21 protein-coding genes, 2 tRNA genes and 1 pseudogene are annotated in these 26,141 nt (G+C 64.3%); 13 read left to right on the forward strand and 11 right to left on the reverse strand.

What is annotated here, in order from left to right:
• Positions 1-3,286: 3,286 nt before the first annotated feature.
• The 8 genes from ABH915_RS00935 to rpmH form a co-directional block, all read right to left on the reverse strand.
• Complete coding sequence (locus ABH915_RS00935) at positions 3,287-4,549, reverse strand: ParB/RepB/Spo0J family partition protein (RefSeq protein ID WP_370116791.1); 1,263 nt, start codon at positions 4,547-4,549, stop codon at positions 3,287-3,289.
• Between the two features lie 68 nt (positions 4,550-4,617).
• Entirely contained in the window at positions 4,618-5,685 is a 1,068-nt protein-coding gene (locus tag ABH915_RS00940) for a ParA family protein (RefSeq protein ID WP_081627369.1), read from the reverse strand.
• An 87-nt stretch (positions 5,686-5,772) separates the two neighbouring features.
• Positions 5,773-6,423: a 16S rRNA (guanine(527)-N(7))-methyltransferase RsmG gene (rsmG, locus tag ABH915_RS00945; RefSeq protein WP_370116794.1), complete on the reverse strand. Its 651-nt coding sequence runs from the start codon at positions 6,421-6,423 to the stop codon at positions 5,773-5,775.
• A gap of 16 nt (positions 6,424-6,439) precedes the next feature.
• On the reverse strand, positions 6,440-7,030 hold the full coding sequence (locus ABH915_RS00950) for a protein jag (RefSeq protein WP_370116797.1): 591 nt from the start codon (positions 7,028-7,030) through the stop codon (positions 6,440-6,442).
• Entirely contained in the window at positions 7,030-8,007 is a 978-nt protein-coding gene (yidC, locus tag ABH915_RS00955; RefSeq protein ID WP_018775674.1) for a membrane protein insertase YidC, read from the reverse strand. The genes ABH915_RS00950 and yidC overlap by 1 nt, the downstream gene beginning before the upstream one ends.
• A gap of 16 nt (positions 8,008-8,023) precedes the next feature.
• On the reverse strand, positions 8,024-8,419 hold the full coding sequence (gene yidD / locus ABH915_RS00960; RefSeq protein WP_026266812.1) for a membrane protein insertion efficiency factor YidD: 396 nt from the start codon (positions 8,417-8,419) through the stop codon (positions 8,024-8,026).
• Positions 8,412-8,822: a ribonuclease P protein component gene (rnpA, locus tag ABH915_RS00965; protein WP_026266811.1), complete on the reverse strand. Its 411-nt coding sequence runs from the start codon at positions 8,820-8,822 to the stop codon at positions 8,412-8,414. Before rnpA ends, yidD begins: the two co-directional genes overlap by 8 nt.
• Positions 8,823-8,863: 41 nt before the next feature.
• Positions 8,864-9,001 (reverse strand): 50S ribosomal protein L34, encoded by a 138-nt coding sequence (gene rpmH, locus ABH915_RS00970; RefSeq protein WP_003800212.1) that lies wholly within the window; start codon positions 8,999-9,001, stop codon positions 8,864-8,866.
• A gap of 464 nt (positions 9,002-9,465) precedes the next feature.
• On the opposite strand from rpmH, the gene dnaA reads away from it, so the two are divergent.
• From dnaA to ABH915_RS01025, 11 genes and pseudogenes are all read left to right on the forward strand, one after another.
• Positions 9,466-10,887 (forward strand): chromosomal replication initiator protein DnaA, encoded by a 1,422-nt coding sequence (gene dnaA, locus ABH915_RS00975; protein WP_018775671.1) that lies wholly within the window; start codon positions 9,466-9,468, stop codon positions 10,885-10,887.
• 585 nt (positions 10,888-11,472) lie between these two features.
• Entirely contained in the window at positions 11,473-12,597 is a 1,125-nt protein-coding gene (gene dnaN / locus ABH915_RS00980; protein ID WP_018775670.1) for a DNA polymerase III subunit beta, read from the forward strand.
• Positions 12,598-12,696: 99 nt separating this feature from the next.
• Positions 12,697-13,581: a phosphogluconate dehydrogenase (NAD(+)-dependent, decarboxylating) gene (gene gnd / locus ABH915_RS00985; protein WP_026266810.1), complete on the forward strand. Its 885-nt coding sequence runs from the start codon at positions 12,697-12,699 to the stop codon at positions 13,579-13,581.
• 45 nt (positions 13,582-13,626) lie between these two features.
• Positions 13,627-14,853 carry a DNA replication/repair protein RecF gene (recF, locus tag ABH915_RS00990; RefSeq protein WP_370116806.1) on the forward strand — a complete coding sequence of 409 codons (1,227 nt, stop codon included), beginning with the start codon at positions 13,627-13,629 and terminating at the stop codon, positions 14,851-14,853.
• Positions 14,850-15,410: a DUF721 domain-containing protein gene (locus tag ABH915_RS00995; protein WP_018775667.1), complete on the forward strand. Its 561-nt coding sequence runs from the start codon at positions 14,850-14,852 to the stop codon at positions 15,408-15,410. The genes recF and ABH915_RS00995 overlap by 4 nt, the downstream gene beginning before the upstream one ends.
• 414 nt (positions 15,411-15,824) lie before the next feature.
• Entirely contained in the window at positions 15,825-17,924 is a 2,100-nt protein-coding gene (gene gyrB / locus ABH915_RS01000; RefSeq protein WP_018775666.1) for a DNA topoisomerase (ATP-hydrolyzing) subunit B, read from the forward strand.
• Positions 17,925-17,985: 61 nt separating this feature from the next.
• Positions 17,986-20,717, forward strand: a pseudogene (gyrA, locus tag ABH915_RS01005) (DNA gyrase subunit A).
• Positions 20,710-21,342, forward strand: a complete 633-nt coding sequence (locus ABH915_RS01010) for a DUF3566 domain-containing protein (RefSeq protein WP_370116811.1) — start codon at positions 20,710-20,712, stop codon at positions 21,340-21,342. Before gyrA ends, ABH915_RS01010 begins: the two are co-directional and overlap by 8 nt.
• Positions 21,343-21,440: 98 nt before the next feature.
• A tRNA-Ile gene (locus tag ABH915_RS01015) sits at positions 21,441-21,514 on the forward strand.
• Between the two features lie 69 nt (positions 21,515-21,583).
• Positions 21,584-21,700, forward strand: coding sequence for a DLW-39 family protein (locus tag ABH915_RS01020; RefSeq protein ID WP_018775663.1), 117 nt, complete (start codon positions 21,584-21,586; stop codon positions 21,698-21,700).
• A 72-nt stretch (positions 21,701-21,772) separates the two neighbouring features.
• Positions 21,773-21,848, forward strand: a tRNA-Ala gene (locus ABH915_RS01025).
• Positions 21,849-21,906: 58 nt separating this feature from the next.
• Here ABH915_RS01025 and ABH915_RS01030 read toward each other — a convergent pair.
• Positions 21,907-22,275 (reverse strand): cupin domain-containing protein, encoded by a 369-nt coding sequence (locus ABH915_RS01030; protein ID WP_018775662.1) that lies wholly within the window; start codon positions 22,273-22,275, stop codon positions 21,907-21,909.
• A 131-nt stretch (positions 22,276-22,406) separates the two neighbouring features.
• Here ABH915_RS01030 and ABH915_RS01035 point away from each other — a divergent pair, with 131 nt between their 5' ends.
• Positions 22,407-23,336: a DMT family transporter gene (locus ABH915_RS01035; protein WP_370116815.1), complete on the forward strand. Its 930-nt coding sequence runs from the start codon at positions 22,407-22,409 to the stop codon at positions 23,334-23,336.
• A gap of 43 nt (positions 23,337-23,379) precedes the next feature.
• On the opposite strand, the gene ABH915_RS01040 is transcribed toward ABH915_RS01035, so the two are convergent.
• Entirely contained in the window at positions 23,380-24,252 is an 873-nt protein-coding gene (locus ABH915_RS01040) for a glycosyltransferase family 2 protein (RefSeq protein WP_370116818.1), read from the reverse strand.
• A gap of 188 nt (positions 24,253-24,440) precedes the next feature.
• Positions 24,441-25,439 (reverse strand): hypothetical protein, encoded by a 999-nt coding sequence (locus tag ABH915_RS01045; RefSeq protein ID WP_370116820.1) that lies wholly within the window; start codon positions 25,437-25,439, stop codon positions 24,441-24,443.
• Between the two features lie 155 nt (positions 25,440-25,594).
• Between ABH915_RS01045 and ABH915_RS01050 the strand changes: the two genes are divergently transcribed.
• Entirely contained in the window at positions 25,595-26,140 is a 546-nt protein-coding gene (locus ABH915_RS01050) for a peptidylprolyl isomerase (protein ID WP_370116823.1), read from the forward strand.
• Position 26,141: the final 1 nt, after the last annotated feature.

Here is a 26,141-nt window from a genome sequence, read left to right on the forward strand (position 1 = left end):
CCGGGCAGATATCACGGACGCCGTTGGAGCATGATCCTGCCGGCACGAGCTGGCTACAGCCGGCCACTAATCCACAAAGTTATCCACAGCAATATCCACCGCTCTATCCACCGTTCCGTCCACGGGCCGCTGGCTAAAGTCCGGGCCATGGACGGCCCTGACAAGAGCGCCTGGAGTCTGCCTTGACCTGCGGTGCAGCAGTCTCGGGAAGGGGTCGCCCTACCGTTGGCCGAAGTCTTAAAGCCAGGTGGGTCGAACCATGTCACGTCGAGCGGCACGGCCGACTGCGTCAGATCGGCTCGCCTGGCCCCTACGTCGGAGCGTGCTGTCCCACAGGGCAATGTCGGATTTTGAGAACACCAGATTTCGAGACCACCGGGGGAGTGCAGTCGTTTCAGCCTTTTGTCTCCAGACAGCGTGCCGACCATGGGTTCGCCTCGTCCTGCCATGCCGCCCCGACGGGCGCCCCGGGCACGATGAGCTTAGGAGGACGTCGTGTATTTCTGGGTCGTGAGAGCTTCGGGGCCGCACGTCCTCGGTGGTTCTTTCAGGTTCAAGCATTCTCTACTCGTATGAGCTCGCGACCGCCGTCCTGACCGTTGGCTGGTGCCTACCCGTAGTCCGACGTCGACTGTGAGGTTTTCCAGGCGTTGTTGGCCGTGCGACGGTACTGGGCTTGCCTCGGCTGAACCCATGCCGGTGGGGCTGGGGGATCCGGGCAGAGGGAGCGGCCCGACTGCGGAACCGTTCGAGCGGACACTGTTCACATTCGCAGGCCCGAGTCCCGAACTTATCCAGACTGACCCGGCTGCCGACGTGCCTTCTTTGCGTTCGGTCCCCTCCGGTTCCGGTATCGTCTTGCGGCTTCGGTGCGGTCAGCGAACCGAAGCCTGCAGCGTCCCGCCCCCCGCCGCCCGCCGCCCGCGGCTCGAAGTCGCAGGTCGCAGATCGCAGATTGCAGGTCGCATAGTGTGATCCCGACCCTGGGCCTTGACGAATCCGTCCGCCGGAGCCATCGTGAACCGGTGTGCCGTGCCGGGCAGGGGAGCCTGTGGAGTTGGGCGTGTAGCAGCATGGCACTTGCCCGGCGATGGCGGCGGGCGCGCCCACACATCGGCCTTCCCGATAATCCAGACCAGGCTTAGTGCGCTGCAGGCGTGATCGACCCATGGTCTCAATGCACACGACGCCGGCACCTACATCTCACAGACTCTACCCGTCCTCGCTCGAGGGAGAGCGGAGCTGGCTCACAGTTCCTGCAGGAGGGCTCTTACAAACCTTCCGCCAGCGAGGGCCATGGCCGTGCGGCCAAACAAGTTCAGTGCTGCTCTCTCCTAAGGTACGTTCTGGCAGACGACGGTTACGGCAGCAGCGTCGAACTGTGTGGGGGAGCCGTCATGTCACGTGCCAGGCATGCCGGCATGGCGCCAACTGCATCTGAGTGCGGCGGCGGGATTGCGGGAGCGAGCTGTCGGGTACCGCACGAGAGGCCAATTCGATGGTGGCGTATGTGTGGCAAGTCCCCAGTGCCGATTGCCCGAGTTCCGGCGAACTGACTCGGTGTATTCGGGACCTGGATGCGGAATCAGGGATGTGAGTGCAAGTTGACTGATGCGTCGAGCGGCAACTTGGCGGGGGAGCCGAAGGACCCGGTGATCCGTGAAGCTTGGAAGTGCCGTTCAGCGTCGGCGATAGGACCTCCATGAGTGGCACTCTGCCGAGTGGCATAATCCAAGATTCTCCTGCGGCGCCGATGCCAGCACGCCGTGCATATCAAGGCCGCGTCCATGCCCACGCGAAGGCCGTGTCGAGGTCCGCGTCGAGGTCCGCACTGCGTAGTAGCGCCTGTCGAGAGCCTCGTGCATGCCCCTACCAAACCCACATCCAGACCTCGGTTCAGGGATCGTGTAGAGCCGCACGTCGAGGCCAAAAGCCCACCAACCGCCGCCAGACCAGCGTCGAATATCGTCACCCATACCCAACAATCCACGGGCTTAAGTATCAGGGGCAAGAATGGTCGGCTGTGGAGCAATCGCCTAGAGCCAGTCATTGAGCGTAAAACTTAGCCAAAGAGCCGTCTCGCAATCAACGGATTTCCACAGCAAAGCGGCGGCAACACCCGACACAATGGACGCTATAGTCGTGTACCCCACCCCAATTCCCTTAGACGAAGGGTTCCTCCGTGAACAAAGAGCGGTAGGCAGCGAGAGTGCTCGACCTTCCCGAAGGATGGGCAGTGGCCGCTTCGACGCACCTCACGGTGTCCAGGCCTCAGCGCCCTGCAGCCTGCTTCGCGGTCACGGAACCAACTGCACGCCCACGCAACGCACCAGCGGCGCGCAGGGCGCTTTGAGAGGCGCCCCAGGACGTGGCGGCAAGCAACACCCACCCTCTCGCGCTTCAAGCTCCGGCCGCCCGCACGTTCGTCTGTTGCTGCGACGAGCTCTCACCATCCCAGGAACCGGCCAAGCCGTACTAGGCCGTTCCTCCTGATTCGGGTTACGGATGGACGATTGTGCTCGATTCGCCCGCATACAGCCCGGCCGTCCGCCGGCCAACATGGGTTCCGGGGCCGACGATTGCCGACCGACCTCCAGCCGATGACCGGATTCTTCCGCCTCAATCCTCCTCCGCCATATGGTCGTCTGCTCGGCCTCGCGGTCGATGCGCGTCGAAGTCAAGATTTGGCCGCCCCGTTTCACGTGAAACATCGATCGCAAGCCAAGGACAATGCATGAACACCGGGAAGCGGGCCGCCAATCGCTTTTGCTTATCAGCGCGGTCGTCGTGGAGGAACTCGAGTCGCCGTTCAGTCCGGGCGGGATCCGCCTAGCTGCTCCTTCGATCCGTCAACGGTTCATGCGATCCGCGTACCGGTTCATGCGATCCGTTAGCTGCTGATTCGATCCGCCGCCCTGTCCCCGGAGAAACGGCGGGGACAGGGCGGAGACCGGAGAGGCGGCGGACACCCGGGGAAGGTGTCCCCGCTTCATCCAGGGATAGCGCCCTGCCTCCCACCAAGGCGTCGGGCCGCACATACGCCCCGGTCTCGCCGAAGCCGGCCAGGAAACGGCAGCCCAGACTCCACCAGGAAAGCGAGCGACCCCTCCGCCCCACTCCCAAGGCCTCGGTACGCCGGAGCCGCAGCCAGGACGACGGCGGGTGCGAGCCTTCCGGAAACCGCCGGCTGCACCGGTCTCGCCGGCATCAGGGGCCGGGAGCAACAAAAAGGGAGGGTCTGTTTCACGTGAAACAGACCCTCCCGGAGAACTCGGCGAACCGCGCGCTAGCTGGGCGCACCTGGCGTCAGGACGTCCATGATGCGGTTCAGGTCCTCGACGCTGGCGAACTCGATGCTGACGCGACCCTTGCGGGCACCAAGCGAGATCTTCACATTCGTATCGAGGCGGTCGGACAGCGACGATGCCAAGTAGTCCAGGCGCTCGTGGCGGGCTCCCGGCCGCGGGATGTTGTTCTTGGCCGGCGAGGCGGGGCTCTGATACAGAGTCACAGCCTCTTCGGTCGCCCGGACCGACATGCCCTCCGAAACAATCTTCTGCGCTAGGCGTTCCATGGCCGCGGCGTCCGGAAGCGCCAGCAGCGCGCGGGCGTGCCCCGCGGAGATGACGTTTGCCGCAACCCGGCGCTGCACCAGCGGGGGCAGCTTCAGCAGCCGCAGGGTGTTCGACACCTGGGGCCGCGAACGTCCGATCCGGTCCGCCAGCTGTTCGTGCGTAGTCCCAAAGTCCTCGAGCAGCTGCTGGTAGGCCGCCGCCTCTTCAAGCGGATTCAGCTGGCTGCGGTGCAGGTTCTCCAGCAGCGCGTCGCGAAGGAGGTCGTCGTCGGTCGTGTCACGGACAATCGCGGGGATAGTTTCCAGGCCCGCGGCCTGTACTGCACGCCACCGTCGTTCACCCATGACGAGCTCATACGGTTCGCCACCCTCTTCGGTTGAGGTACGAACCACAATTGGCTGGAGGACGCCAATTTCCCGCACGGAGTGCACCAGCTCCGCCATGTCGTCCTCATCGAAGACCGACCGGGGCTGCTTGCGGTTGGGGTGGATGTCCGTGACCGGGATTTCGGCAAACCTGACACCGGGCACCTCTACGAGTTCAACAGATCCCTCGTCGCTGTGCTCGGGCGTGGAGTCAAACGCCAGCTGCTCGCCGGCGTCAGCCGCTTTGGCAGCAGCGGGCGCCGACTTCGAGGCAGCCGACTTCCGGGCGGGAGTTTTCTTGGTCGCTGCGGGGGCAGCCACGTCGACTTTGCCGGCAGCTGCGTCGACGTCAGCTTTTGCGACTTCCGTGGTGTCACCAGTCAGATCAGACCGACCGCCGTTGCTGACGGGTGTGGACTCCGGCTCCCTGGCCTGCGCGGCACTGGTGTCCGGGAGCGCCTCGGCGTCGGCTGTCTTTTTTCGGGCTTCAGGAAAGAAGAGGTCCACGGGCCGGGATGGGGCAGCACCGTTTCCGGAGGCGTTAGCCGCGGCGGAACTTGGAATGAGTGCGCCAAGTCCACGGCCGAGGCCGCGTCGCTTATCGCTCATGGATAAATCCCTCCAGTGGAAGAGCCGGGATTCACCTGGCTCTGGTTAGTGCAATTCTCGAAAAGATTCTAACGTTCCGCGATTTCCGCGGCGGCTTCCAGATAGGACAGGGCACCGCTGGAAGAAGGATCATACGTCATGACAGTTTGCTGGTAGCTCGGTGCCTCGGAAATACGCACCGACCTCGGCACCACAGCGCCGAGCACCTGCTTCGGGAAGTGCTCCCGGACCTCCGCTGCCACCTGGGCAGCGAGATTCGTGCGGCCGTCATACATGGTCAGCAAAATCGTGGAGACAACCAGATCGGCGTTCAGGTGCTTCTGGATCATCTCGATGTTCTTCAGGAGCTGGCTGAGGCCTTCGAGGGCGTAGTACTCGCACTGGATCGGGATGAGAACTTCGCCGGCCGCGCAGAAAGCGTTTACCGTCAGCAGACCGAGGCTCGGCGGGCAGTCGATGAAGATGTAGTCCAGCCGCTCCTCGCCATTCTTGGCGCGCTCCTTGGAGTACACATCGATTGCGCGGCGCAGCCGCTGCTCGCGGGCCACCAGGCTGACGAGTTCAATTTCGGCACCCGCAAGGTGAATGGTGGCGGGCGCACAAATCAGGTTGTCGATGTCGGGGCACGGAGCCACGACGTCCTTCAGCGGGACATCGTTGATCAGCACATCGTAGATGCTGTCAACATCGGCGTGGTGTTCGATTCCCAGGGCGGTCGAGGCGTTGCCCTGCGGATCGATGTCGATCACGAGCACGTTCAGGCCGGCGGCCGCCAGCGCGGCGGCGATGTTCACGGTCGTCGTCGTCTTGCCGACGCCGCCCTTCTGGTTGGAAACGGTAAAGACCCGGGTTTTCTCCGGTTTGGGGAGCTGCCGGCCCAGCAACCGCTCGCGGCGCTTGTTTTCGTGCGCGAGTTCGCGGGCGATGGGGCTGGAGTCGTCGATGGAATCCAGCACGTTCCCCGTGTGAGGGAGGGATGTTTCACGTGAAACACCGGCCATCCCGGTCGCCTTCGCAACCGAAGCCGTGTGATTTCCGGAGTAGTCAAAAGATACTGCAGGAGCCGTAAACGCCCGTGCGGACCCCAGGGACACAAACGGCGGGATCCGTTGTGTGGAGGCTTCGCTACTGCTCACTATGACACGCTCACTCTCATTCGGCTCTTACTGCCGGTTACTAGCCTAACCTCTTCCCCTCAGACTCCCCGGGCACCGGGGCCGGTGCTAGGTAATCTTTTGAGGCTTGTTCACTACGATTCGCACAACGGTGGTGGGTTCCTCCAACAGGTCTTCACCCACCACCACCACGGACGTCTGAATGCCGCCCAGTTTGCGGATAACCTTGGCGGCCTTTTCGATTTCCTCGCCGGCACTGCGTCCCTTGATGGCGACGACTTCGCCCTTGCCGGCCAGGAGCGGAATGGTCAGCCCGGCGAGATTGGACAGCGCAGATACCGCGCGGGCCGTCACGACGTCGGCGTTCACGAGTCCCACCGCGAGTTCCGCGCGGGTGCGCATGATCGTGACGTTCTGGAGGCCAAGATCGTCCACCACTTCCTGGAGCCAAATAACACGGCGCTCCAGCGGTTCGATCAGGGTCAATTCCAGGTCCGGCCGGGCGATGGCCAGGCACAGTCCGGGCAGGCCGGCTCCGCTGCCGACGTCGGCCACATGGCTTCCGTGAGCAATCTGGCTCTCGATGACGGCGCAGTTAAGCACGTGCCGGCTCCAAAGCCGCGGCACTTCGCGGGGCCCGATCAGGCCCCGTTCGGTCCCGGACGTCGCCAGGTGCTCGACGTAGCGTTTCGCCAGTTCCAAGCGGTCACCGAAGATGGACTCTGCTGCCTTGAGTTCTGGGGCGGTAATTTCAACCATCAAGCTAGTCAACGGTTCAGTCTGCGGAGACAACGATGTGCCGGTCGGCACCTTCGCCTTCGGACTCGCTCACGAGTCCCAAGTCGGCGACGGCGTCGTGCACGATCTTGCGCTCGTAGGCGCTCATCGGAGCCAGGGCAACTGCCTCACCGGAATCCTTCACAGCGGCGACGGCGTCTTCCGCGATCTTCTGCAGATCGCCGGCACGCTCGGCACGGTAGCCGTTGATATCCAGCACCAGGCGGGACCGGTTCTCCGTAGCGGAGAGGACCGCGAGCCGCGTCAGCTCCTGGAGGGCCTCAAGGACCTCGCCGTCAGGGCCCACCAGGCTGTCCAGCCCGGCGGCTTCTTCTTCGGCGACGATCGAGATATAGGTGCGGCCGTTGCGGACCTCGATGTCGATGTCTCCATCGATGTCGGCGATGTCCAGAAGTTCCTCGAGGTAGTCCGCGGCGACGTCGCCTTCTTCTTCGAGGCGGCTGGCGGAAACGCTCTTGCCGGTGCCGGCCTCCACGCCCTGTGAGGAGTCCTCGGCTGCGTTTTGGGCGTCGTCCCGGTCGTCGTCAAACTCGGCGGAAATAGCGTGTTCGGTGCTCTCGGCGGACATTACTTCCTCTTCCTGTTCTTACGTTGCGGCTGGACGCGCTGGGTCTTGGCTTCGACGGCGGCCGCGGCGGAGGCCTCGGCTGCCTCGGCGTCGGCCTTCTTGCCGCCCAGGAGGGGCAGGGCGGGCAGGCCCTTGGCGGCGCGGCGGTCGGCGAGTGCCTTGGCGGCCGGGGATCCGGGCGTGGGCATCCGGCGGATCACGAAGAACTGCTGTCCCATGGTCCAGAGGTTGGTGGTGGTCCAGTAGATCAGGACACCGATGGGGAAGTTGATGCCACCCACGCCGAAGACGATCGGCAGGATGTAAAGCATCATTTTCTGCTGGCGCATGAACGGGCTCGCGAGGGCCTCTTCGGACATGTTCTTGGCCATGATCTGCTTCTGGGTGATGAACTGCGAGGCCGTCATGGCCAGGATCATCACGATGGAGAGAACCCACACCGCAACTTCGCCGCCTGCGGTGCTGCCGTGGAGCAGGGAAGCAGAGAGAGGGGCACCGAAGATGGTGGATTTATCGAACTGCTCGACCTGTTCGGCGCTCATGGCGCCGATGCCCTTGCCGCTGGTGGCCGCTGCCGTGATGCCGGAGAGGACCTGGAAGAGGGCAAAGAAGAACGGCATCTGGATCAGCATGGGCAGGCAGGCCGAGAAGGGGTTGGTGCCGTGCTTCTTGTACAGGGCCATCTGCTCCTGCGCCATGGCCTGGCGGGAGAGCTGGTCGGTCTTGCCCTTGTACTTGTCCTGCAGCTTCTTCAGATCCGGCTGCAGCAGCTGCATGCCCCGCTGAGCCTTGATCTGCTTGACGAACACGGGAATCAGGGCGGCACGGATCACCAGCACCAGCCCGATAATCGACAGGGTCCACGTCCAGCCGCTGGCGGCGGGCATGCCGATGGCGCTCAGGCCATCGTGGAAGACCACCATGATGGCGGACACAAGCCACTTGAACGGAAACATGATTGTTTCAAAGAAGTCCATACGATATCCCTATTCGTTAGGCCGCAGAGCGGCCTTCTCCATCAGTCTGAGCAGCCAGGTACTTGTCCGGATTGTTCAGCACAACAATTGTGGGGGTGCGGTCTGCGGGCCACTCGCATTTGCCGGCGGGGACATGGTCCACGCCACCGGCATTCCAGGGATGGCAGCGCAACAGGCGCCTGGCAGCCAGCCAGCTTCCCTTCACCGCGCCGTGGACGGTGATCGCTTCAAGGGCATAGGCCGAGCAGCTGGGGAAGAAACGGCAAACCTGGCCGTACAGCGGTGAGATCACCTTGCGGTACGCCAGGAGCAACAGAATGAGGACATTGCGGGGCAAGTTCCAGACTGCCCGGCCCAACCATGCCGCTGCGGATTTTGCGGGAGGGACGACGGCGGCAGTTGAGTTATGCACGCGGGGTCCCTTCCTGTGTCGTCTCGTTAGAACCTGGTGAAGCAGCCTTCGGAAGGCGGTTGCCCAGCCGTTTCATGGTCGTTTCCAAAGCGGTGTCATAGTCGGCGAGCAGCTGGTCCCAGCTGGCTCCCGCCGCGGCGGGCAGGGCCCGGACCACAATGGCGAACCCGCTGCCGTATTTCTGCAACGACAATGCACCGGCTTCCCTCAGTCTCCTCTTAACGAGGTTCCTGACAACAGCGTTCCCGACACTCTTGGAAACGATGAATCCGATCCGGCTTGGTTCATCGGCAGCAATAGCTGCCGTATATAACACTACGTTCCGGCGTCCATTGCGGACACCGGAACGTACAGTTGTTGAAAAATCGGTTGATGTCCGCAGACGGTTCCTGGTGGCTAGCACCGTTCAACTCGCACAGGGATGTGGACCGACGAGTCAGTTATTTAGGCCGACAGTTCGGTGCGGCCCTTGCCACGACGGGCTGCCAGGATGGCACGGCCGGCACGGGTACGCATACGAAGGCGGAAGCCGTGCTTCTTGGCTCGACGGCGGTTATTCGGCTGAAAAGTCCGCTTGCTCACGTTAGTTACTCCAGTGGATCAAAGGTGCGCCCACCCGATCAAGGGGAAGAACTGGCCGACGCTAAGTTTTGGTATGTGCCGCTTACCTCTGTAATTCACGCAACGCAGGGCGTCAGGAGAGATTCAGATGAGGCGAAAAGCGTACACATGGGACTTCACAACGTTAGGGCTTGCCGACCTCCCGAGTCAAACCGGGGGTCGCCCTGCAGGCTATCCCCAGCTGTGGCTAACTGCTCCCGCAGCCTGTGGATGAAGTGCGTCACGCGCCCCATTTGAGAACCACAACGGTGTAATTATCCACAGGACTCAACCCAGCTATCTTCTGGCGTTTTCATCCCCTACAGTGTCTCAGTAACCCCTTATCCACGGACTGTGCATAACCCTGTGGATTGAGCCGGCCGGTGGACAGCTCCGGACCGCGCGGATGCACGTAATGCAGGCCAGCAAGTTTGAGGAACTGATTGATGACAGTAGACGAAGCCAACCAAGCCAACACTGTCGGAAGTTCCTGGCGGCGGGTGGTGAGCCTCCTGGAGAACGACCACCGTGTCTCTCCCCGGCAGCGCGGCTTCGTCATCCTCGCCCAGGCGCAGGGGCTGATTGGTTCCACCCTCCTGGTGGCCGTCCCCAACGAGCTCACCCGCGAGGTGCTGCAGACCCAGGTCAAGGAAGCCCTCGACGACGCCCTCCGCAGCGTGTTCTCCGACGAAATCCGCTGCGCGATCGACGTCGACACGGATCTGGTGCCGCTGCACACAGAGCCCGAACCCGCCGTCGAACTTTCCCTGGCCGCCGACCCGACCGTGGAGCTGAAGCCGCAGCCCATGCTGCCGAGCACCTCGCACGAATTCGGCCGCCTGAACCCGAAGTATGTCTTCGACACCTTCGTGATCGGGTCCTCCAACCGGTTCGCCCACGCAGCCGCCGTGGCTGTGGCCGAGGCGCCGGCGAAGGCCTACAACCCGCTGTTCATCTACGGCGACTCCGGACTCGGCAAAACCCACCTGCTTCACGCGATCGGCCACTATGCGCGCAGGCTCTACAGCGGGATCCGGGTCCGCTACGTCAATTCCGAGGAATTCACCAACGACTTCATCAACTCCATCCGTGACGATGAAGGCACCAGCTTCAAGACCACGTACCGCAACGTGGATGTGCTGCTGATCGACGACATCCAGTTCCTGGCTGGCAAGGACCGGACGCTGGAGGAGTTCTTCCACACCTTCAATGCCCTGCACAACAACAACAAGCAGGTGGTCATCACCTCGGACCAGCCGCCGAAACTGCTCGCCGGCTTCGAGGACCGCATGAAGTCGCGCTTCGAATGGGGCCTGCTGACCGACATCCAGCCGCCCGAACTGGAGACCCGCATCGCGATCCTCCGGAAGAAAGCCCTCAGCGAGGGCCTCTCCGCGCCGGACGATGCGCTCGAATACATCGCCTCCAAGATTTCCAGCAACATCCGCGAACTTGAGGGCGCCCTCATCCGCGTCACGGCCTTCGCCAGCCTCAACCGGCAACCGGTGGATGTGGCCCTGGCCGAGATGGTGCTCAAGGACCTCATCACCGACGACGGTGCCCAGGAGATCACCTCGGCCCAGATCCTCACGCAGACGGCCGACTACTTCAAGCTCAGCATGGAAGAGCTCTGCAGCAAGTCGCGCACCCGCACACTGGTAACCGCCCGGCAGATCGCGATGTACCTGTGCCGGGAGCTGACGGACATGTCCCTGCCCAAGATCGGGCAGGAGCTGGGCGGCCGCGACCACACCACCGTGATCCACGCCGACCGCAAGATCCGCGAACTCATGGCCGAGCGCCGGGTCATCTACAACCAGGTGACCGAGCTGACCAACCGGATCAAGCAGCAGCAACGTAATTCCTGAGCCATCGGCCGGCGCACTCTTACCTTATTAACAGGGCCCTGTGGACAACCCTGTGGATACTTAAGGGGACAACCGCGGTTAATGGGCTTAAAACCCTTAAGGTGCCTGTGGATTGGCCAGCCGGCCAAAAATCTTGTCCCCATCCACACCCTGTTTAAAACCTGTTCCGCCCACAGCCCATGAACAGGGCTTAACCGCGGATTCGTGCGGCAGGATCGAGTTATCCACAGTTTCCACAGCAGTTATTAACACTACTAATCCCAAGAAAATGAAATTCCCTCAAACAACAATCTCCTTCCCACCTCCGAGCAGCGCCCAGGCCCGTTCCGGACCGGCGCAGGAGACCGGCCCCGCGAACAACACCGATGTAACCCGGGGATGGGAGAAACGCTCACCTTGGGGCTAAGCTGTCTGCAGTGCGTCCGTCCCGGACATCTTTTGTGGTCCCTACCGGGCCATGGGGCCCGGGTGGGCGGACGATTCCCTTGTTGACGGAATTCGGCGTCCCTGCCGGGGTCCGCCCCAGCTTGAGCAGTTTCAGCGATTTCCAGCACTAACAGCAGCAATGAAAGGCGGCACCCTTCCGTGAAGTTCAGAGTCGAACGGGACGTCCTGGCAGAAGCCGTGACATGGACCGCCCGGTCGTTGTCTCCGCGGCCGCCCGTTCCCGTTCTTTCAGGCCTGCTCCTGAAGGCTGAAGCCGGTACCGTCAGCCTTTCGAGCTTCGATTACGAGACCTCCGCAAGGCTCGAAATCCCTGCTGACATCAGCGCCGAGGGCACGATCCTGGTATCGGGCCGCCTGCTCGCGGACATCTGCCGCAGCCTGCCCTCCGCCCCCGTCGAGGTCGAAACCGACGGCAACAAGGTCACGCTTACCTGCCGCCGCAGCAGCTTCCACTTGGCCACGATGCCCGAGGCCGAATACCCGCCGCTGCCGGCCCTGCCGACGATCAGCGGCACCGTGCCCGGCGATTCGTTCGCCCAGGCCGTATCCCAGGTGATCATTGCGGCCAGCAAGGACGACACCCTGCCGATCCTGACCGGCGTGCGGATGGAAATCGAGGACGACCTCATCACCCTCCTGGCCACCGACCGCTACCGTCTGGCCATGCGGGAAGTCCCGTGGAAGCCTGCGACTCCGGGGATCTCCACGAGCGCCCTGGTCAAGGCCAAGACCCTCAACGAAGTGGCGAAAACCCTGGGGAGCAGCGGCGACATCAACATCGCCCTTGCCGACGACGACAGCCGGCTGATCGGCTTCGAGAGCGGCGGCAGGACCACCACCTCGCTCCTGGTGGACGGCGATTACCCGAAGATCCGTTCGCTCTTCCCGGACTCCACCCCCATCCACGCCACCGTGCAGACCCAGGAACTGGTCGAAGCCGTGCGCCGCGTCTCGCTCGTGGCCGAACGCAACACGCCTGTCCGGCTCGCTTTCACCCAGGGCCAGCTGCACCTGGACGCCGGCACCGGTGAGGACGCCCAGGCCTCCGAGGAGCTCGAAGCCCAGTTGTCGGGTGAGGACATCACCGTGGCCTTCAACCCGCACTACCTGATCGAGGGCCTGAGCGTCATCGAAACCAAGTTCGTGCGCTTCTCCTTCACCACCGCACCCAAGCCAGCCATGATTACGGCCCAGCAGGACGCCGAAGGCGAGGACCAGGGCGACTACCGCTACCTCGTCATGCCCGTCCGGCTGCCCAACTAGCCCGCCACCGCTGTGTTCCGGACCGCCGGAACACAGCCCCTGCGGGCCGTCACGGCCGTCCCCAACGAAGCACCCCAGCGCAGAAAAGAGTTCATCTAAGTGCACATCGGACTAATCGGCCTTGGAAAAATGGGCTTCAACATGCGCGAACGGCTGCGCAACGGCGGGATTGAGGTCACCGGATTTGACCGCAACCCCGACGTTGCCGACGTCGCCACCCTGGACGAACTCATCGCCGCCGTCCCGGCGCCGCGCCTCATCTGGGTTATGGTCCCCTCTGGGGAGATTACCGACGCCGTGATCACCGAACTGGGCACCAAGCTCGACGCCGGTGACCTCGTGATCGACGGCGGCAACTCCCGCTTCACGGAAGACCAAAAGCACGGCGCCGCACTGGCCGAAAAGGGAATCCGCTTTGCGGACTGCGGCGTGTCCGGCGGAGTCTGGGGCCTCCAGAACGGCTACGGCCTCATGGCGGGCGGCGATGCCGCAGATATCGAACGGGCCCTGCCCGTCTTCGACGCGCTCCGTCCCGCAGGCGACCGGGCCGACAGCTTCGTGCACGTCGGCGGCGTCGGGGCCGGCCACTACGCCAAAATGGTCCACAACGGGATCGAATATGGCCTGATGCAGGCCTACGCCGAGGGGTACGAACTCCTGGCCGCCAAGGAGATCGTCGCCGATCTTCCCGGCACTTTCCGGGCCTGGCAAAAGGGGACCGTTGTCCGCTCCTGGCTCCTGGACCTCATGGTCAAGGCCCTCGACGAGGATCCGGGACTGGAATCGATCTCCGACTACGTCGAGGACTCGGGCGAAGGCCGCTGGACCGTCGAGGAGGCAATTGCCAACGCGGTGCCGGCCCCGGCGATCACGGCTGCGCTGTTCGCCAGGTTCTCCTCCCGCGAGGACAACTCGCCGGCCATGAAGATGGTCTCGGCGCTGCGCCACCAGTTCGGCGGCCACGCGACCCGGCCGGCCAAGTAATCCTGCCCGGCAAATTATTCCTTCCTGTGAAGTCCTGAATCCCGCGTGTACCTAGAAAAACTCTCGCTCACAGATTTCCGCAGCTACGCCCAGGTCGATCTCAGCCTCGAGCCCGGAGTCACCGTCCTGGTGGGCTCCAACGGCATCGGCAAGACCAACCTGATGGAAGCGATCGGGTATCTGGCCACGCTCAACTCGCACCGGGTCAGCACGGACGCGCCGCTGCTGCGGTTTGGTGCCGAGCGGGCCATGATCCGGGCCAAGCTGGTCCGCGGCGAGCAGTCGACAGTGCTGGAACTGGAAATCAACGCGGGGCGGGCGAACCGCGGACGGATCAACCGGAGCAATCCGGTCCGTGCCAGGGACCTGCTCGGCATCTGCCAGACGGTGCTCTTCGCGCCGGAGGACCTGGCCCTGGTCAAGGGTGATCCGTCCAGCCGCCGCCGGTTCCTGGACGAGCTCTTGGTCAGCCTCATGCCGCGCCACGCCGCAACCAGGAGCGACTACGACCGGGTCCTGAAGCAGCGCAACGCGCTGCTCAAGTCGGCCCGCGCCGGAAAATTCAGCACCGGGCACGAGGCAACGCTCGATGTCTGGGACCAGCACATGGCCCGGGCCGGGGCCGAGCTGCTGCACGCGCGCCTGGAGCTCGTGGACCGGCTGCAACCGCACCTGAAAAACGCTTACGCGCAGCTGACCGACGGGTCCAAGGAGGCCACTGCGGTGTATCGTTCCACGCTGCAGGACAGCCTGGACGACGACGGCGCCACCTCAAGACCAGCGGAGTCCGGCCCGGCGGACGGCGCCGGTACGGACGCGGCCGCACCGGCGGAGGACCTGCGGCTGCTCTCCGTCGAACAGCTCACCGACCGCTATATCCAGGCCTTCGCCGGAGCCCGGCGCAGGGAACTGGAACGGGGCATCTCGCTGGTCGGGCCGCACCGCGATGAGCTTGAGCTCGTGCTTGGCTCGGCGCCGGCCAAGGGCTACGCCTCACACGGGGAAACCTGGTCCATGTGCCTGTCCCTGCGCCTGGCCTCCTACTACGTCATGCTCGACGACGCCCGCACGGGCGGATCGCCCCCGATCCTGATCCTGGACGACGTTTTTGCCGAACTCGACGTGCAGCGGCGGCGTAAACTGGCGGCAATAGTATCCGGCGCCGAGCAAGTGCTGGTCACTGCCGCCGTCGAGGACGACATCCCGGCGGAGCTGACCGGACGGCGGGTGAAGGTCATCCCGGGAGGAATCGATGAGCAGGAAAATCGATGAATAAGGATACCGACGGCGGCCTGCAGCCCGGCCGTGACCCCGACGACATCGACGCCGCGCAGGCCGCACTGAACCGGATGCGCGACGCCGCCGCGGCCCGGGGCGAAATCCGGCGGGCGGTGCCGCGCTCCGGTGCCGGCAGCCAGAAACCCGCCCGCGCCGCCCGGGGAACCCGCGGGTTCTCCCAATTCCACGGCACCGGCAGGGACCCGCTGGGCCTCGGAAAAGTCGTGGGACGCCTCGTGGCCGAACGCGGCTGGAGCTCGCCGGTGGCCGTCGGCTCCGTCATGGCGCAGTGGGCCGTGCTCGTAGGCCCGGAGATCTCGGCGCACTGCACCCCCGAGAGTTTTACCGACACCACCTTGCATGTGCGGACCGATTCCACGGCTTGGGCAACCCAGCTGCGGCTGCTGAGCAGCAGCCTGCTGGAAAAATTCCGGACCGAGCTTGGCGACGGCGTGGTCACCAGCATCCAGGTGCTCGGACCCGCCGCCCCGAGCTGGCGCAAGGGCCTCCGGACGGTCAATGGCCGCGGTCCCCGCGACACGTACGGATAGCGCAGGACCCCTGGCGGGCACCGGATCTGAAGCACTTCTTGCAAAAACCCTTGAAAAATCCGCAAGCGGCGTGTAGGGCGCTTGAACGCCCCGGAGTCGTATAGGAACCCTAGGGCTGGACCCCGAAAGCCTTGCAGGGGGAGCCAGCGCCCTCCCAGCGGCACTTTCCCGCCCGTTTGGCGCCGTGGAATGCGGGTTTGGCCCCTATAGCACGATAGAATCGGTGTAGATAACTGGGCGCCGGTGAAGCGTTGACTGAGTCCGTTTCCGACGCAATTTCAGCGTGCGGCGGACGGGATCCCCAAGTCAGCGGAAACACCCGGCGTCGTCAGTGACGTGCCTGTTGGCAGGAGCCTTTTCCACGGAAGGGGCAACGGCCGGCCTTCAACGAACATAGAGGAGTCGAAAGCGCCTGTGGCTAACGACAATGCAGAGATCCCGGCAGTGGAAGACGTAGCGGAAGCGGTGGAACAAGAAGCTGCGGCGGCGGCGCCGTCGGGGACCGCGACATCGCGGGAATACGGCGCCAGCGACATCACCGTACTTGAAGGCCTGGAAGCTGTCCGGAAACGTCCCGGCATGTACATCGGCTCCACCGGCCCCCGCGGTCTGCACCACCTGGTCTATGAGGTGGTGGACAACTCCGTGGACGAGGCCCTGGCCGGCTACTGCACGCACATCGAAATCGTGCTGCAGGCCGACGGCGGGGTCAAGGTGGTCGACAACGGCCGCGGTATCCCCGTGGATATGCACCCCACCGAGCACAAGCCCACCGTGGAAGTCGTCATGACGATCCTGCACGCCGGCGGCAAGTTCGGCGGCGGCGGATATGCCGTCTCCGGCGGACTGCACGGCGTCGGCATTTCGGTGGTCAACGCGCTCTCCAGCCGGGTCGACACCGAGGTCCGCCGCCAGGGACACGTCTGGCGGATGTCCTTCGCCGACGGCGGCAAGCCGCAGGGTGGCCTGGTCCAGGGCGAGGAAACCACCGAGACCGGCACCACCCAGACGTTCTACCCCGATGCCAGCATCTTCGAGAGCACCGATTTCGACTTCGAAACACTGCGGGCCCGTTTCCAGCAGATGGCCTTCCTCAACAAGGGCCTGCGCATCACGTTGACGGACGAGCGCCGCGCTCCGGAGGAACCGTCCGAGGACGACGACCTGGACCTGGACACCGTCCCCACCGAAGGCGAAATCCCCGCGGAATTCCACACCGTGGTCTACCAGTACGACGACGGCCTGCTGGACTACGTCAAGCACCTGAACTCCGGCAAGAAGGTTGATGTGGTTCACGAGGACGTCATCGCCTTCGAAACCGAGGACACGGAACGGCACATTGCCCTTGAAATGGCGATGCAGTGGACCAACGCGTACTCCGAGAGCGTCCACACCTACGCCAACACGATCAACACGCACGAGGGCGGCACCCACGAAGAGGGTTTCCGCGCCGCGATGACTTCACTCATCAACCGCTACGCGCGGGAGAAGAACATCATCAAGGAAAAGGAAGACAACCTCACCGGGGACGACATCCGCGAGGGCCTGACGGCTGTCATTTCCGTGAAACTCTCGGAGCCGCAGTTCGAGGGCCAGACCAAGACCAAGCTCGGCAACTCCGAGGTCAAGGGCTTTGTCCAGCGCGTTGTCACCGACGGCCTGGGCGACTGGCTCGAACGCAACCCCGGCCCCGCCCGGGACGTCATCCGCAAGGCCATCTCCGCCGCCCAGGCCCGCATGGCCGCGCGGAAGGCCCGGGACAACGCCCGCCGCAAGAGCCCGCTGGAATCCTTCGGCATGCCCGGCAAGCTCTCCGACTGCTCCTCGAAGAACCCGGAACTGTGCGAGGTCTACATCGTGGAGGGTGACTCCGCCGGCGGTTCGGCCAAGCGCGGCCGCAACCCGGAGACCCAGGCCATCCTGCCGCTGCGCGGCAAGATCCTGAACGTGGAACGGGCCCGCCTGGACAAGGCGCTCGGCAATGCCGAGGTCCAGTCCATGATCACGGCCTTCGGCACCGGCATTGGCGAGGACTTCGACATCGCCAAGCTGCGCTACCACAAGATCGTGCTCATGGCCGATGCCGACGTCGACGGCCAGCACATCACGACGTTGCTGATGACGCTGCTGTTCCGCTATATGCGCCCGCTGATCGAAAACGGCTACGTCTACCTCGCGCAGCCGCCGCTGTACCGGATCAAGTGGTCCAACGCCCCGCACGATTACGTCTACAGCGACCGCGAACGCGACGCGAAGCTGCTCTCGGGCCAGGCCGCCGGCCGCCGCATCCCCAAGGACAACGGCATCCAGCGCTACAAGGGCCTCGGTGAAATGGACTACACGGAACTGTGGGACACCACCATGGACCCGGACCACCGGACCCTGCTGCAGGTCACGATGGACGATGCCCTGGCGGCAGACCAGATCTTCTCGGTCCTGATGGGCGAGGACGTTGAATCGCGCCGAAACTTCATTCAGCAGAACGCCAAGGACGTTCGGTTCCTGGACATTTAGCGGGCCACCACGCCCCGAATATGCCCAGACTGATATATACCTGAAACGGAAAATATAGACTATGAGTGACGAAACACCAGAGGTGCCGGCCGGCTCCGAGCCCGTCCTTGAAGGCGCCATCCTCGACGGCGACGTACTGACCGACCGCGTCGAGCAGGTGGACCTGCAGACCGAAATGCAGCGCTCCTACCTCGACTACGCCATGGCCGTGATCGTGGGCCGGGCCCTGCCGGACGTCCGCGACGGCCTCAAGCCCGTTCACCGCCGCGTGCTCTACGCGATGTTCGACGGCGGCTACCGGCCGGAACGGTTCCTTCAACAAGTGCGCCCGCGTCGTCGGCGAGGTCATGGGCCAGTACCACCCCCACGGCGACACAGCGATCTACGATGCCCTGGTCCGCCTGATCCAGGACTGGACCATGCGCTACCCGCTGGCGCTCGGCCAGGGAAACTTCGGCTCGCCCGGCAACGACGGTGCCGCCGCGCCGCGGTACACCGAAACCAAGATGGCGCCGCTCGCCATGGAGATGGTCCGGGACATCGACGAGGAAACTGTCGACTTCCAGGACAACTACGACGGGAAGAACCAGGAGCCGACCATCCTGCCGGCCCGGTTCCCCAACCTGCTGGTCAACGGCTCCTCCGGCATCGCCGTCGGCATGGCCACCAACATCCCGCCGCACAACCTCCGGGAAGTCGCCGACGGTGTGCAGTGGTACCTCGCCAACCCGACGGCCAGCCGGGAGGAACTGCTCGAAGAACTCCTCCTGCGCATCAAGGGACCGGATTTCCCGACCGGTGCCACCATCCTCGGCCACAAGGGCATCGAGGATGCGTACCGCACCGGCCGCGGTTCCATCACCATGCGCGCCGTGGTCAGCGTCGAGGAACTCCAGGGCCGCACGTGCCTGGTGGTCACCGAATTGCCGTACCAGGCCAACCCGGACAACCTGGCCATCAAGATCGCCGAACTGGTCAGGGACGGCAAGATCTCAGGAATCGCCGACCTCCGCGATGAGACCTCGGGCCGCACCGGGCAGCGCCTGGTGATTGTGCTCAAGCGTGACGCCGTGGCCAAGGTGGTGCTGAACAACCTCTACAAGCACACCCAGCTGCAGGACAACTTCGCCGCCAACATGCTCGCCATCGTTGACGGGGTGCCGCGTACGCTCAGCCTTGACGCGTTCATCCGCCACTGGGTCACCCACCAGATGGACGTCATCGCCCGCCGCACGCGCTACCGGCTGCGCAAGGCCGAGGAGGAAGCCCACATCCTCCGCGCCCTGCTCAAGGCGCTGGACATGCTCGACGAGGTGATCGCGCTCATCCGCGCCTCCAACACCACCGAGGCCGCACGCGACGGGTTGATGGAACTGCTGGACATCGATGAGCTGCAGGCCCGGGCCATCCTGGACATGCAGCTGCGCCGGCTCGCGGCACTGGAACGCCAGAAGATCCAGGACCGCCATGCCGAGCTGGAGGCCCTGATCGCCGAGTACAACTCGATCCTGGCCTCCGAAGAGCGCCAGCGCGAGATCATCAGCACGGAACTGGGCGAAATCGTGGCCAAGCACGGCGACGACCGCCGCACCAAGGTGCTCATGGGCTTCGACGGCGACATGTCCATGGAGGACCTGATCCCCGAAGAGGAAATGGTGGTCACCATTACCCGCGGCGGCTACGTCAAGCGCACCCGCAGCGACAACTACCGCTCCCAGCAGCGTGGTGGCAAGGGCATCAAGGGCGCCCAGCTGCGCGGGGACGACGTCGTGGAGCACTTCTTCGTCACCACCACGCACCACTGGCTGCTGTTCTTCACCAACCTCGGACGGGTCTACCGCGCCAAGGCGTACGAGCTCGCCGAGGCCGGGCGCGACGCCAAGGGTCAGCACGTGGCCAACCTGCTGGCCTTCCAGCCGGATGAGCACATCGCCCAGGTGCTGGATCTGCGCGACTACCAGCACGCCCCGTACCTGGTGCTCGCCACCAAGCGCGGCCTGGTCAAGAAGACCCGGTTGGAGGACTACGACACCAACCGGTCCGCCGGCGTGATCGCCATCAACCTGCGCGACGGCGACGAGCTCGTCTCGGCCCAGCTGGTCTCCGATACCGACGACCTCATGCTGGTGTCCCGCAAGGGCCAGTCCGTCCGCTTTACCGCGACGGACGATGCGCTGCGCCCGATGGGCCGTGCCACCTCGGGCGTGACCGGCATGAAGTTCCGCGAAGACGACGAACTGCTCGCGGCCGACGTCGTCAAGGACGGCTCGTACGTCTTCATCGTCACTGAGGGCGGCTTTGCCAAGCGGACCGCTGTGGAGGAGTACCGGCTCCAGGGTCGTGGCGGCCTGGGCATCAAGGTCGGCAAGTACCAGGAAGAACGCGGCCACCTGGTCGGAGCCCTCATTGTCAACGAGGAAGACGAAGTGCTGGTGGTCATGGAGGGCGGCAAGGTGGTGCGTTCCTCGGTGACCGGTGTCCCCGCCAAGGGCCGCGACACCATGGGCGTGATTTTCGCCAAGCCGGACAAGAACGACCGCATCATCGCGGTGGCGCGCAACAGCGAACGCGGGCTGGAAAGCGAGGAACCGACCGAAGGCGAGGACGCCGGCGAAAATGCCGGTGAAGGCGCTGAAAATCGGGCTTCCACGCCGGATGACGTAACGTTGGCTGAAGATGGCGGACAGCAGGACGAGTCCGCAACGGCAGAATCAGTACCGGCCCCGGAGTCAGATGAGTCATCAGGCAATGCCGAGCTGGACGAAGACAACACCGGAGGTAACGAGTGAGTAATTCCGACTCATATCCCAAGCCGAGCAGCGGCGTGCCAAGCGGAGTGCGGCAACCCGCCGCCGCACCGCGCGTAGGCGCCCCCTCGCGTCCGCAGCAGCGCCCCGGCGTATCCGGCGCAGCCACGGGAACGGGACAGCGTCCCCCCGCACCCGGCCAGCGCCCCACCGCACCCGGCCAGCGCCCCGCCGCCCCGGGCCAGCGCCCCGCCCCGTCCGGCGGGCAGGGCACTCCCGGGCTGATCAAGCCCGCTCCCAAGGCCAAGGTGCGCCGTGCCAGGCTGCTGGTCAGCAAGGTGGACCCCTGGTCCGTGCTGAAGATGGCCTTCCTGCTCTCCGTGGCGCTGGGAATCGTCACCGTCGTGGCGGCGATCGTGCTTTGGACCGTTTTGGACCTGACCGGGATCTTTGACCAGGTGGACAGCCTGCTCGGGACCCTCGCCGGTTCCGAGGGCGGCGGCTTTGAATTGAAGAAGGTTGCATCCCTGGGGCAGGTGGCGTCATTCGCCACCATCATCGCCGTGATCAACGTGGTGCTGCTGACGGCGCTCTCGATGCTTTCGGCGGTGCTGTACAACATTGCCGCGACGCTCGTCGGCGGCATCGGTGTGACCCTCACGGACGACTAATTCCCGAACTTTTCCGCGGAATCCCGCGGAAAAGGGCCTCGATTTGAGATCGGGCCGGGATGTGCTGTACAGTCATATCTCGGCCCGATGAGGCATCGGGGCGTATAGCTCAGGCGGTTAGAGCGCTTCGCTGATAACGAAGAGGTCCCAGGTTCAAGTCCTGGTACGCCCACGGAACCGGTACTGGTTCTGGCAGAGGTAAGTGAAGGTTCGTCCATGACAGAACCGGAACGGGGTGCATGTGAAGAAGTTGCTGGTTATCGCAGCCACGGTCGCAGGCGTCTTCCTCTACAGGAAAGTGCAGGAATCCGAAGCCCGGAAAGTGATCTGGAGCAATTCAACCGATACGGTTGACTAGCCCGGAGCCCGGGGATGGAAGCTGGAAATCAGCTCTCCGGACCTAGGGTATGATTGTCGGGTTGCTTCTTATGGGGGCATGGCGCAATTGGTAGCGCACCTGCTTTGCAAGCAGGGGGTTCGGGGTTCGAGTCCCCGTGCCTCCACCATAGGAAAAGCCCCGGACCGCGGAAACGCGGTCCGGGGCTTTTTTCATGCCTTCCCCACTCACTCCTTCGGCTTGGCGTAGTCCGCCATCCCTTGCCAGTCGATAAACACGTAGGGCTCGTCGCCGAGCACCCAGGCGTCGTGGCCCGGCGGAATCACGCCGAAGTCGCCGGGCCCGAATTCGAGTTCTTCGCCGTCGTCCATGACGACTTTGATGCGGCCGGAAATCGTGTAGCCGGTATGGCTGGCCATGCAGCTGTCAGTCTTGGCGATCGGCTTGACGTGGTCTGACCATTTCCAGCCTGGAAGGAAGGTGGCCCGTCCAACCGGGCCGGCCTCGAGGTTGACGAGATCCACCTGGCCCATGCCCTCGGCAACGGGGCGTGTCTCTTCGGGATTGTCCAGGCTCTTGCGGATCATTGACGCCATGATGGTCTCCTTCTTCGATGATGGCGAAACCGGGATGTGAGACCGCGACTTAAGGGTGGCACTGCGGTAGGAACCGGTCAAGGCGCAGCGGCTGTAAAGGCCCCTGCGGTCCGTCCCATTAGTGTTGGAGCGTGAACTTCTTACTTGCAGCCGTAGGTGTGCTGGGGGTGGCCTCGTCCGGACCGCTCATTGCCGCCACGCTGGGCGCCACGTCAGTCAGTGCCCTCGCCATCGCTTTCTGGCGCAACGCCATTGGAGCGGTGGTGATGGCCGGTCCTGTTGTGGTCCGCAACCCCCGTCAGTTCGGAAAGGTGACTGGAGCAGAGTTCCGCTGGTCACTCGCCGCGGCGGTGGCACTGGCCCTGCACTTCGCGTGCTTCATTACCTCCCTGCAGCTGACGTCGGTCGCGGCGGCCACGGCACTGGTATGCCTGCAATCCGGCTGGATCGCGATCTTCCAGCTCTTCCGGGGAGTCCGGCTCCGCTGGCCGGTCCTGGTGGGGCTGGGGCTCGCCTTCGGCGGCGTGGTGACAATTACCGGGTTCGATATGGGCTCCTCGCCCGAGGCCCTCGTGGGCGATCTCCTGGCTGTCGCCGGCGGCGCCCTGGCGGGCATCTACACGCTCGCCGGAGGCAAGGCGCGGCAGAGCATGAGCACCGGAGTCTACACGACCCTGTGCTACGGCATGTGCGCCGCGGTTGTGGCGGTCATGGCGCTGTTGGCCAGAGAGCCGCTGGGAGGATTCGAGGCAGCTGGCTGGCTGGGGATCCTCGCGATCACCGTGTGCGCACAACTGGTGGGACACTCCGCATTCAACCATCTGCTGGCGACCATGAGCCCGCTGCTCGTGTCCATGATCATCCTGCTGGAAATCCCGGGAGCGGCGCTCCTGGCCGCAGCCTTCCTGGACGAGACGCTGCCGGCGGGGACCTACGTGGGGCTGGCGACGATCCTGGTGGGGCTCGCCGTCGTGGTCCTGGGGCAGCGAGGTTCACGCTCCGCCCGGAGGGCGGCGGAGGGAGCCGGCGAAGAGCGGCTGGCGGAGCTCGGCACCGACTAGGCCGCTCCCGGCGGCCGCATCTCGTGGCGGCTCGTGGCCGCCGCTATTGGCCGCCGCGGCGGGCTGGCTGGGGAACGTTGACCGTGTGGATGGCGCGGAGGAGCTTCGCCGGGAAGTAGACCGAGAAGAAGACCACCATGGGTGCCTTCAGTGCCATCTTCTTGACGTTGTGGGCCTTGTAGGTGCGGTCAAAGCGCGTCACGTAGTAGCGGTAATCGCGCGGCGAGTCCTCCAGCCGCCGGGCCGACATGCCCGAGATCATCTGCGGCCAGTACTGGATCCGGAGCTCGTGGTCGGCCAGGTGCAGCGAAAGATCGATGTCCTCGTGCATCTCGTCCCGCTCGTCGCGGCAGGTTTCTGCGCGGATGGTCTCCCAGGCCGAGCGGCGCAGAGCCATGTTGGACCCGAAGAGGAAGTGATACTGGTGCTTGGCGAGCCTGAGCATCAGCTGGCGCATTTTGTCGTCGGCCTTGAGCCCGAACCGGCGCATGGGCATGTCGTAATAGACCACCGGACCGGTCGCAGCGTGCACAGACTCGTCGGCGAAGGCTTTCTGCACCTGCTCCACCCAGTCCGGTTCCAGCACGGAATCGGCGTCGATCCGGCCGAGGATATCGCCCGTGGCGTGGTCCAGACCGAAGTTGCGCGTGGGAATGAGCCCCTGGTCGCGGTCCTGGCTGAGCAGGATGATGGGGCTCTCCGGATACTCGAGTTGCATCTGCCGCACGATCTCCGCCGTGCGGTCCTTGGACAGGTTGTCCACCACAATGATTTCGTGGGCAGGCACCGACTGGTAGACCGCGGCGATCAGGCACTGCCGGATGACGCTTTCCTCGTTATACGCCGGGATCACAATAGACACAGCCGGTGGCGGAGCAAGGAGCAAGGCATCCTGGGGTGATCTATGGGGTGACATCACCACAAATTTAGCACCTGGCCTGAGGTTTGAAGACGGACCGTGACGCGCCCTGGACAGGCGCGTCAAACAAAGGGAGGGATCCCGCACTGTGGCGGAATCCCTCCCTTGGAGAGTGCAGGGCACCTGCCGGCAGCCGGACTGCCCGCGGCAAGGTCTCGACTCAGCCGGCCTGTGCCAGCCGGGTTCTACTTGCCGGGCTTGTCTGCGCCGTTGTTCAGGCTGGCCGCGATGTTGCGTACGGCCGTTTTGGCGTCGGTGGCAACCTTGTCGGCGGCCTCAGCGGCGTCGCCGGCGGCGTCCTTGGCCGCTTCCGCGGCTTTATCCGCCACGGTGGCTGCGGAATCGGAAGCCTCCTTGGATGCCTCAGCCGCGGAGTCCGCTGCCGCGACAGTCGCGGAACCGGCCTTGTTGGCGGCGTCCTTCAGCGATTCGCCGGCCGGGGCGGCCGTGGGGGCGGGAGTTACCGGCGTCGGTACCTTCCAGGGGTCCTCCACCGGCCTGGACGCCCGCCAGGCGGCCACACCGGCTGCAACGGCGGCGGCGATGATGCCGAAGATCAGCAGGCCGCGGTGCTTGGGCTTCTGCTGCTTGGCGAGCTTGGCATTAGCCGTCTTGGTGACCTCGTTGGCGGCCGCCTTGATGTTCTTGCCTGCCTTCTTGCCTGCCTTCTTGGCGTGTCCCTTGACTGCCTGGGCCTGCGCCTGGACGCCGGTGACCACACCGGAATCTACAAGCTTCTGCGCGACGGCGTCGACGTGGGCCGGGGCGTTTTCCAACGTGCGGTGGACGGCCACGGAAGCCTGTCCGATCTGGTCGGAAAGCCTGGGCAGGTACTCGACAACAACCCGGTCGCGTGCGTTGGCGATGACCGGGGCTGCCTTATCCACAGCTTCGTGCAGGCGCGGAGTCGCGCTGTCCGCGGCATCGTGGATCCTCGGCGCCAGCTGGGCCAGGCCATCCTGAAGACGGGGAGTGACAGTGGCAACGCTGCCGGCCAGATTGTGGGCAGCCGACTTGAGCCCCTCCTGGATTTTGGGAGAGGCGGTGTCCAGTCCGTGCTGCAGCCGCGGAACAGCCCAGTTCACGGCAGCCTCAACCCGCGGGGCCGCCCAATCCTTGGCGCTGTCTACTCCGGTGCTGACTGACTGCTCCAGGTCACGGGCAATACGATCCGTTTTCTTCACAACTACCTCCCGATTAATGTGACGGTTCTGCTGTTAGCCTACGTGTCTAGGAACGCACCGGCTATTCTTCAGACCGATTTCCAGTGGATTTCACCCAGCGCGGAACTGACTGTGCGGCCCTATGCGGGCGGAGCCGTCATGGAAGAATGGGCGCTATGACTGCCAACGCAACCGCAATAGCCACTATCCACACGAGCCTCGGCGACATCGTCGTCAACCTCTTTGGCAACCACGCGCCGAAGACCGTCGACAACTTCGTCGGACTGGCCACCGGTGAGAAGGCCTGGACCCACCCGGAAACGGGCGAGGACAAGACCGGCACGCCGCTCTACAACGGCACCATCTTCCACCGCATCATCAAGGACTTCATGATCCAGGCCGGCGATCCCCTGGGCCGCGGCACCGGTGGACCGGGCTACAAGTTCGACGATGAGATCCACCCGGAACTGACGTTCAACGAGCCGTACAAGCTGGCCATGGCCAACGCCGGTGTCCAGATGGGCCGCGGCACCAACGGTTCGCAGTTCTTCATCACCACCATCCCCACCGGCTGGCTGCAGGGTAAGCACAGCATCTTCGGTGAGGTCGCCGATGACGACTCCAAGAAGGTCGTCGACGCGATCGAAGGCGTCCGCACCGGCATGGGCGACCGCCCCGTCGAGGATGTCACCATTAACAGCATTGACATCGAAAAGCTCTAAC

The sequence above is a fragment of the Arthrobacter sp. MW3 TE3886 genome, from assembly GCF_041262145.1.
In the GTDB taxonomy this organism is placed as follows: domain Bacteria; phylum Actinomycetota; class Actinomycetes; order Actinomycetales; family Micrococcaceae; genus Arthrobacter.

Excerpts from the sequence above, each read along its gene's own strand:
- rsmG (WP_370116794.1), bottom strand. The coding sequence starts at position 6,423 with ATGGTTGAAATTACCGCCCCAGAACTCAAGGCAGCAGAGTCCATCTTC.
- ABH915_RS01030 (WP_018775662.1), bottom strand. The coding sequence starts at position 22,275 with ATGGCGTCAATGATCCGCAAGAGCCTGGACAATCCCGAAGAGACACGC.
- ABH915_RS01040 (WP_370116818.1), bottom strand. The coding sequence starts at position 24,252 with ATGTCACCCCATAGATCACCCCAGGATGCCTTGCTCCTTGCTCCGCCA.
- ABH915_RS00950 (WP_370116797.1), bottom strand. The coding sequence starts at position 7,030 with ATGTCCGCCGAGAGCACCGAACACGCTATTTCCGCCGAGTTTGACGAC.
- yidC (WP_018775674.1), bottom strand. The coding sequence starts at position 8,007 with ATGGACTTCTTTGAAACAATCATGTTTCCGTTCAAGTGGCTTGTGTCC.
- ABH915_RS00995 (WP_018775667.1), top strand. The coding sequence starts at position 14,850 with ATGAATAAGGATACCGACGGCGGCCTGCAGCCCGGCCGTGACCCCGAC.
- dnaA (WP_018775671.1), top strand. The coding sequence starts at position 9,466 with ATGACAGTAGACGAAGCCAACCAAGCCAACACTGTCGGAAGTTCCTGG.
- ABH915_RS00935 (WP_370116791.1), bottom strand. The coding sequence starts at position 4,549 with ATGAGCGATAAGCGACGCGGCCTCGGCCGTGGACTTGGCGCACTCATT.
- ABH915_RS01050 (WP_370116823.1), top strand. The coding sequence starts at position 25,595 with ATGACTGCCAACGCAACCGCAATAGCCACTATCCACACGAGCCTCGGC.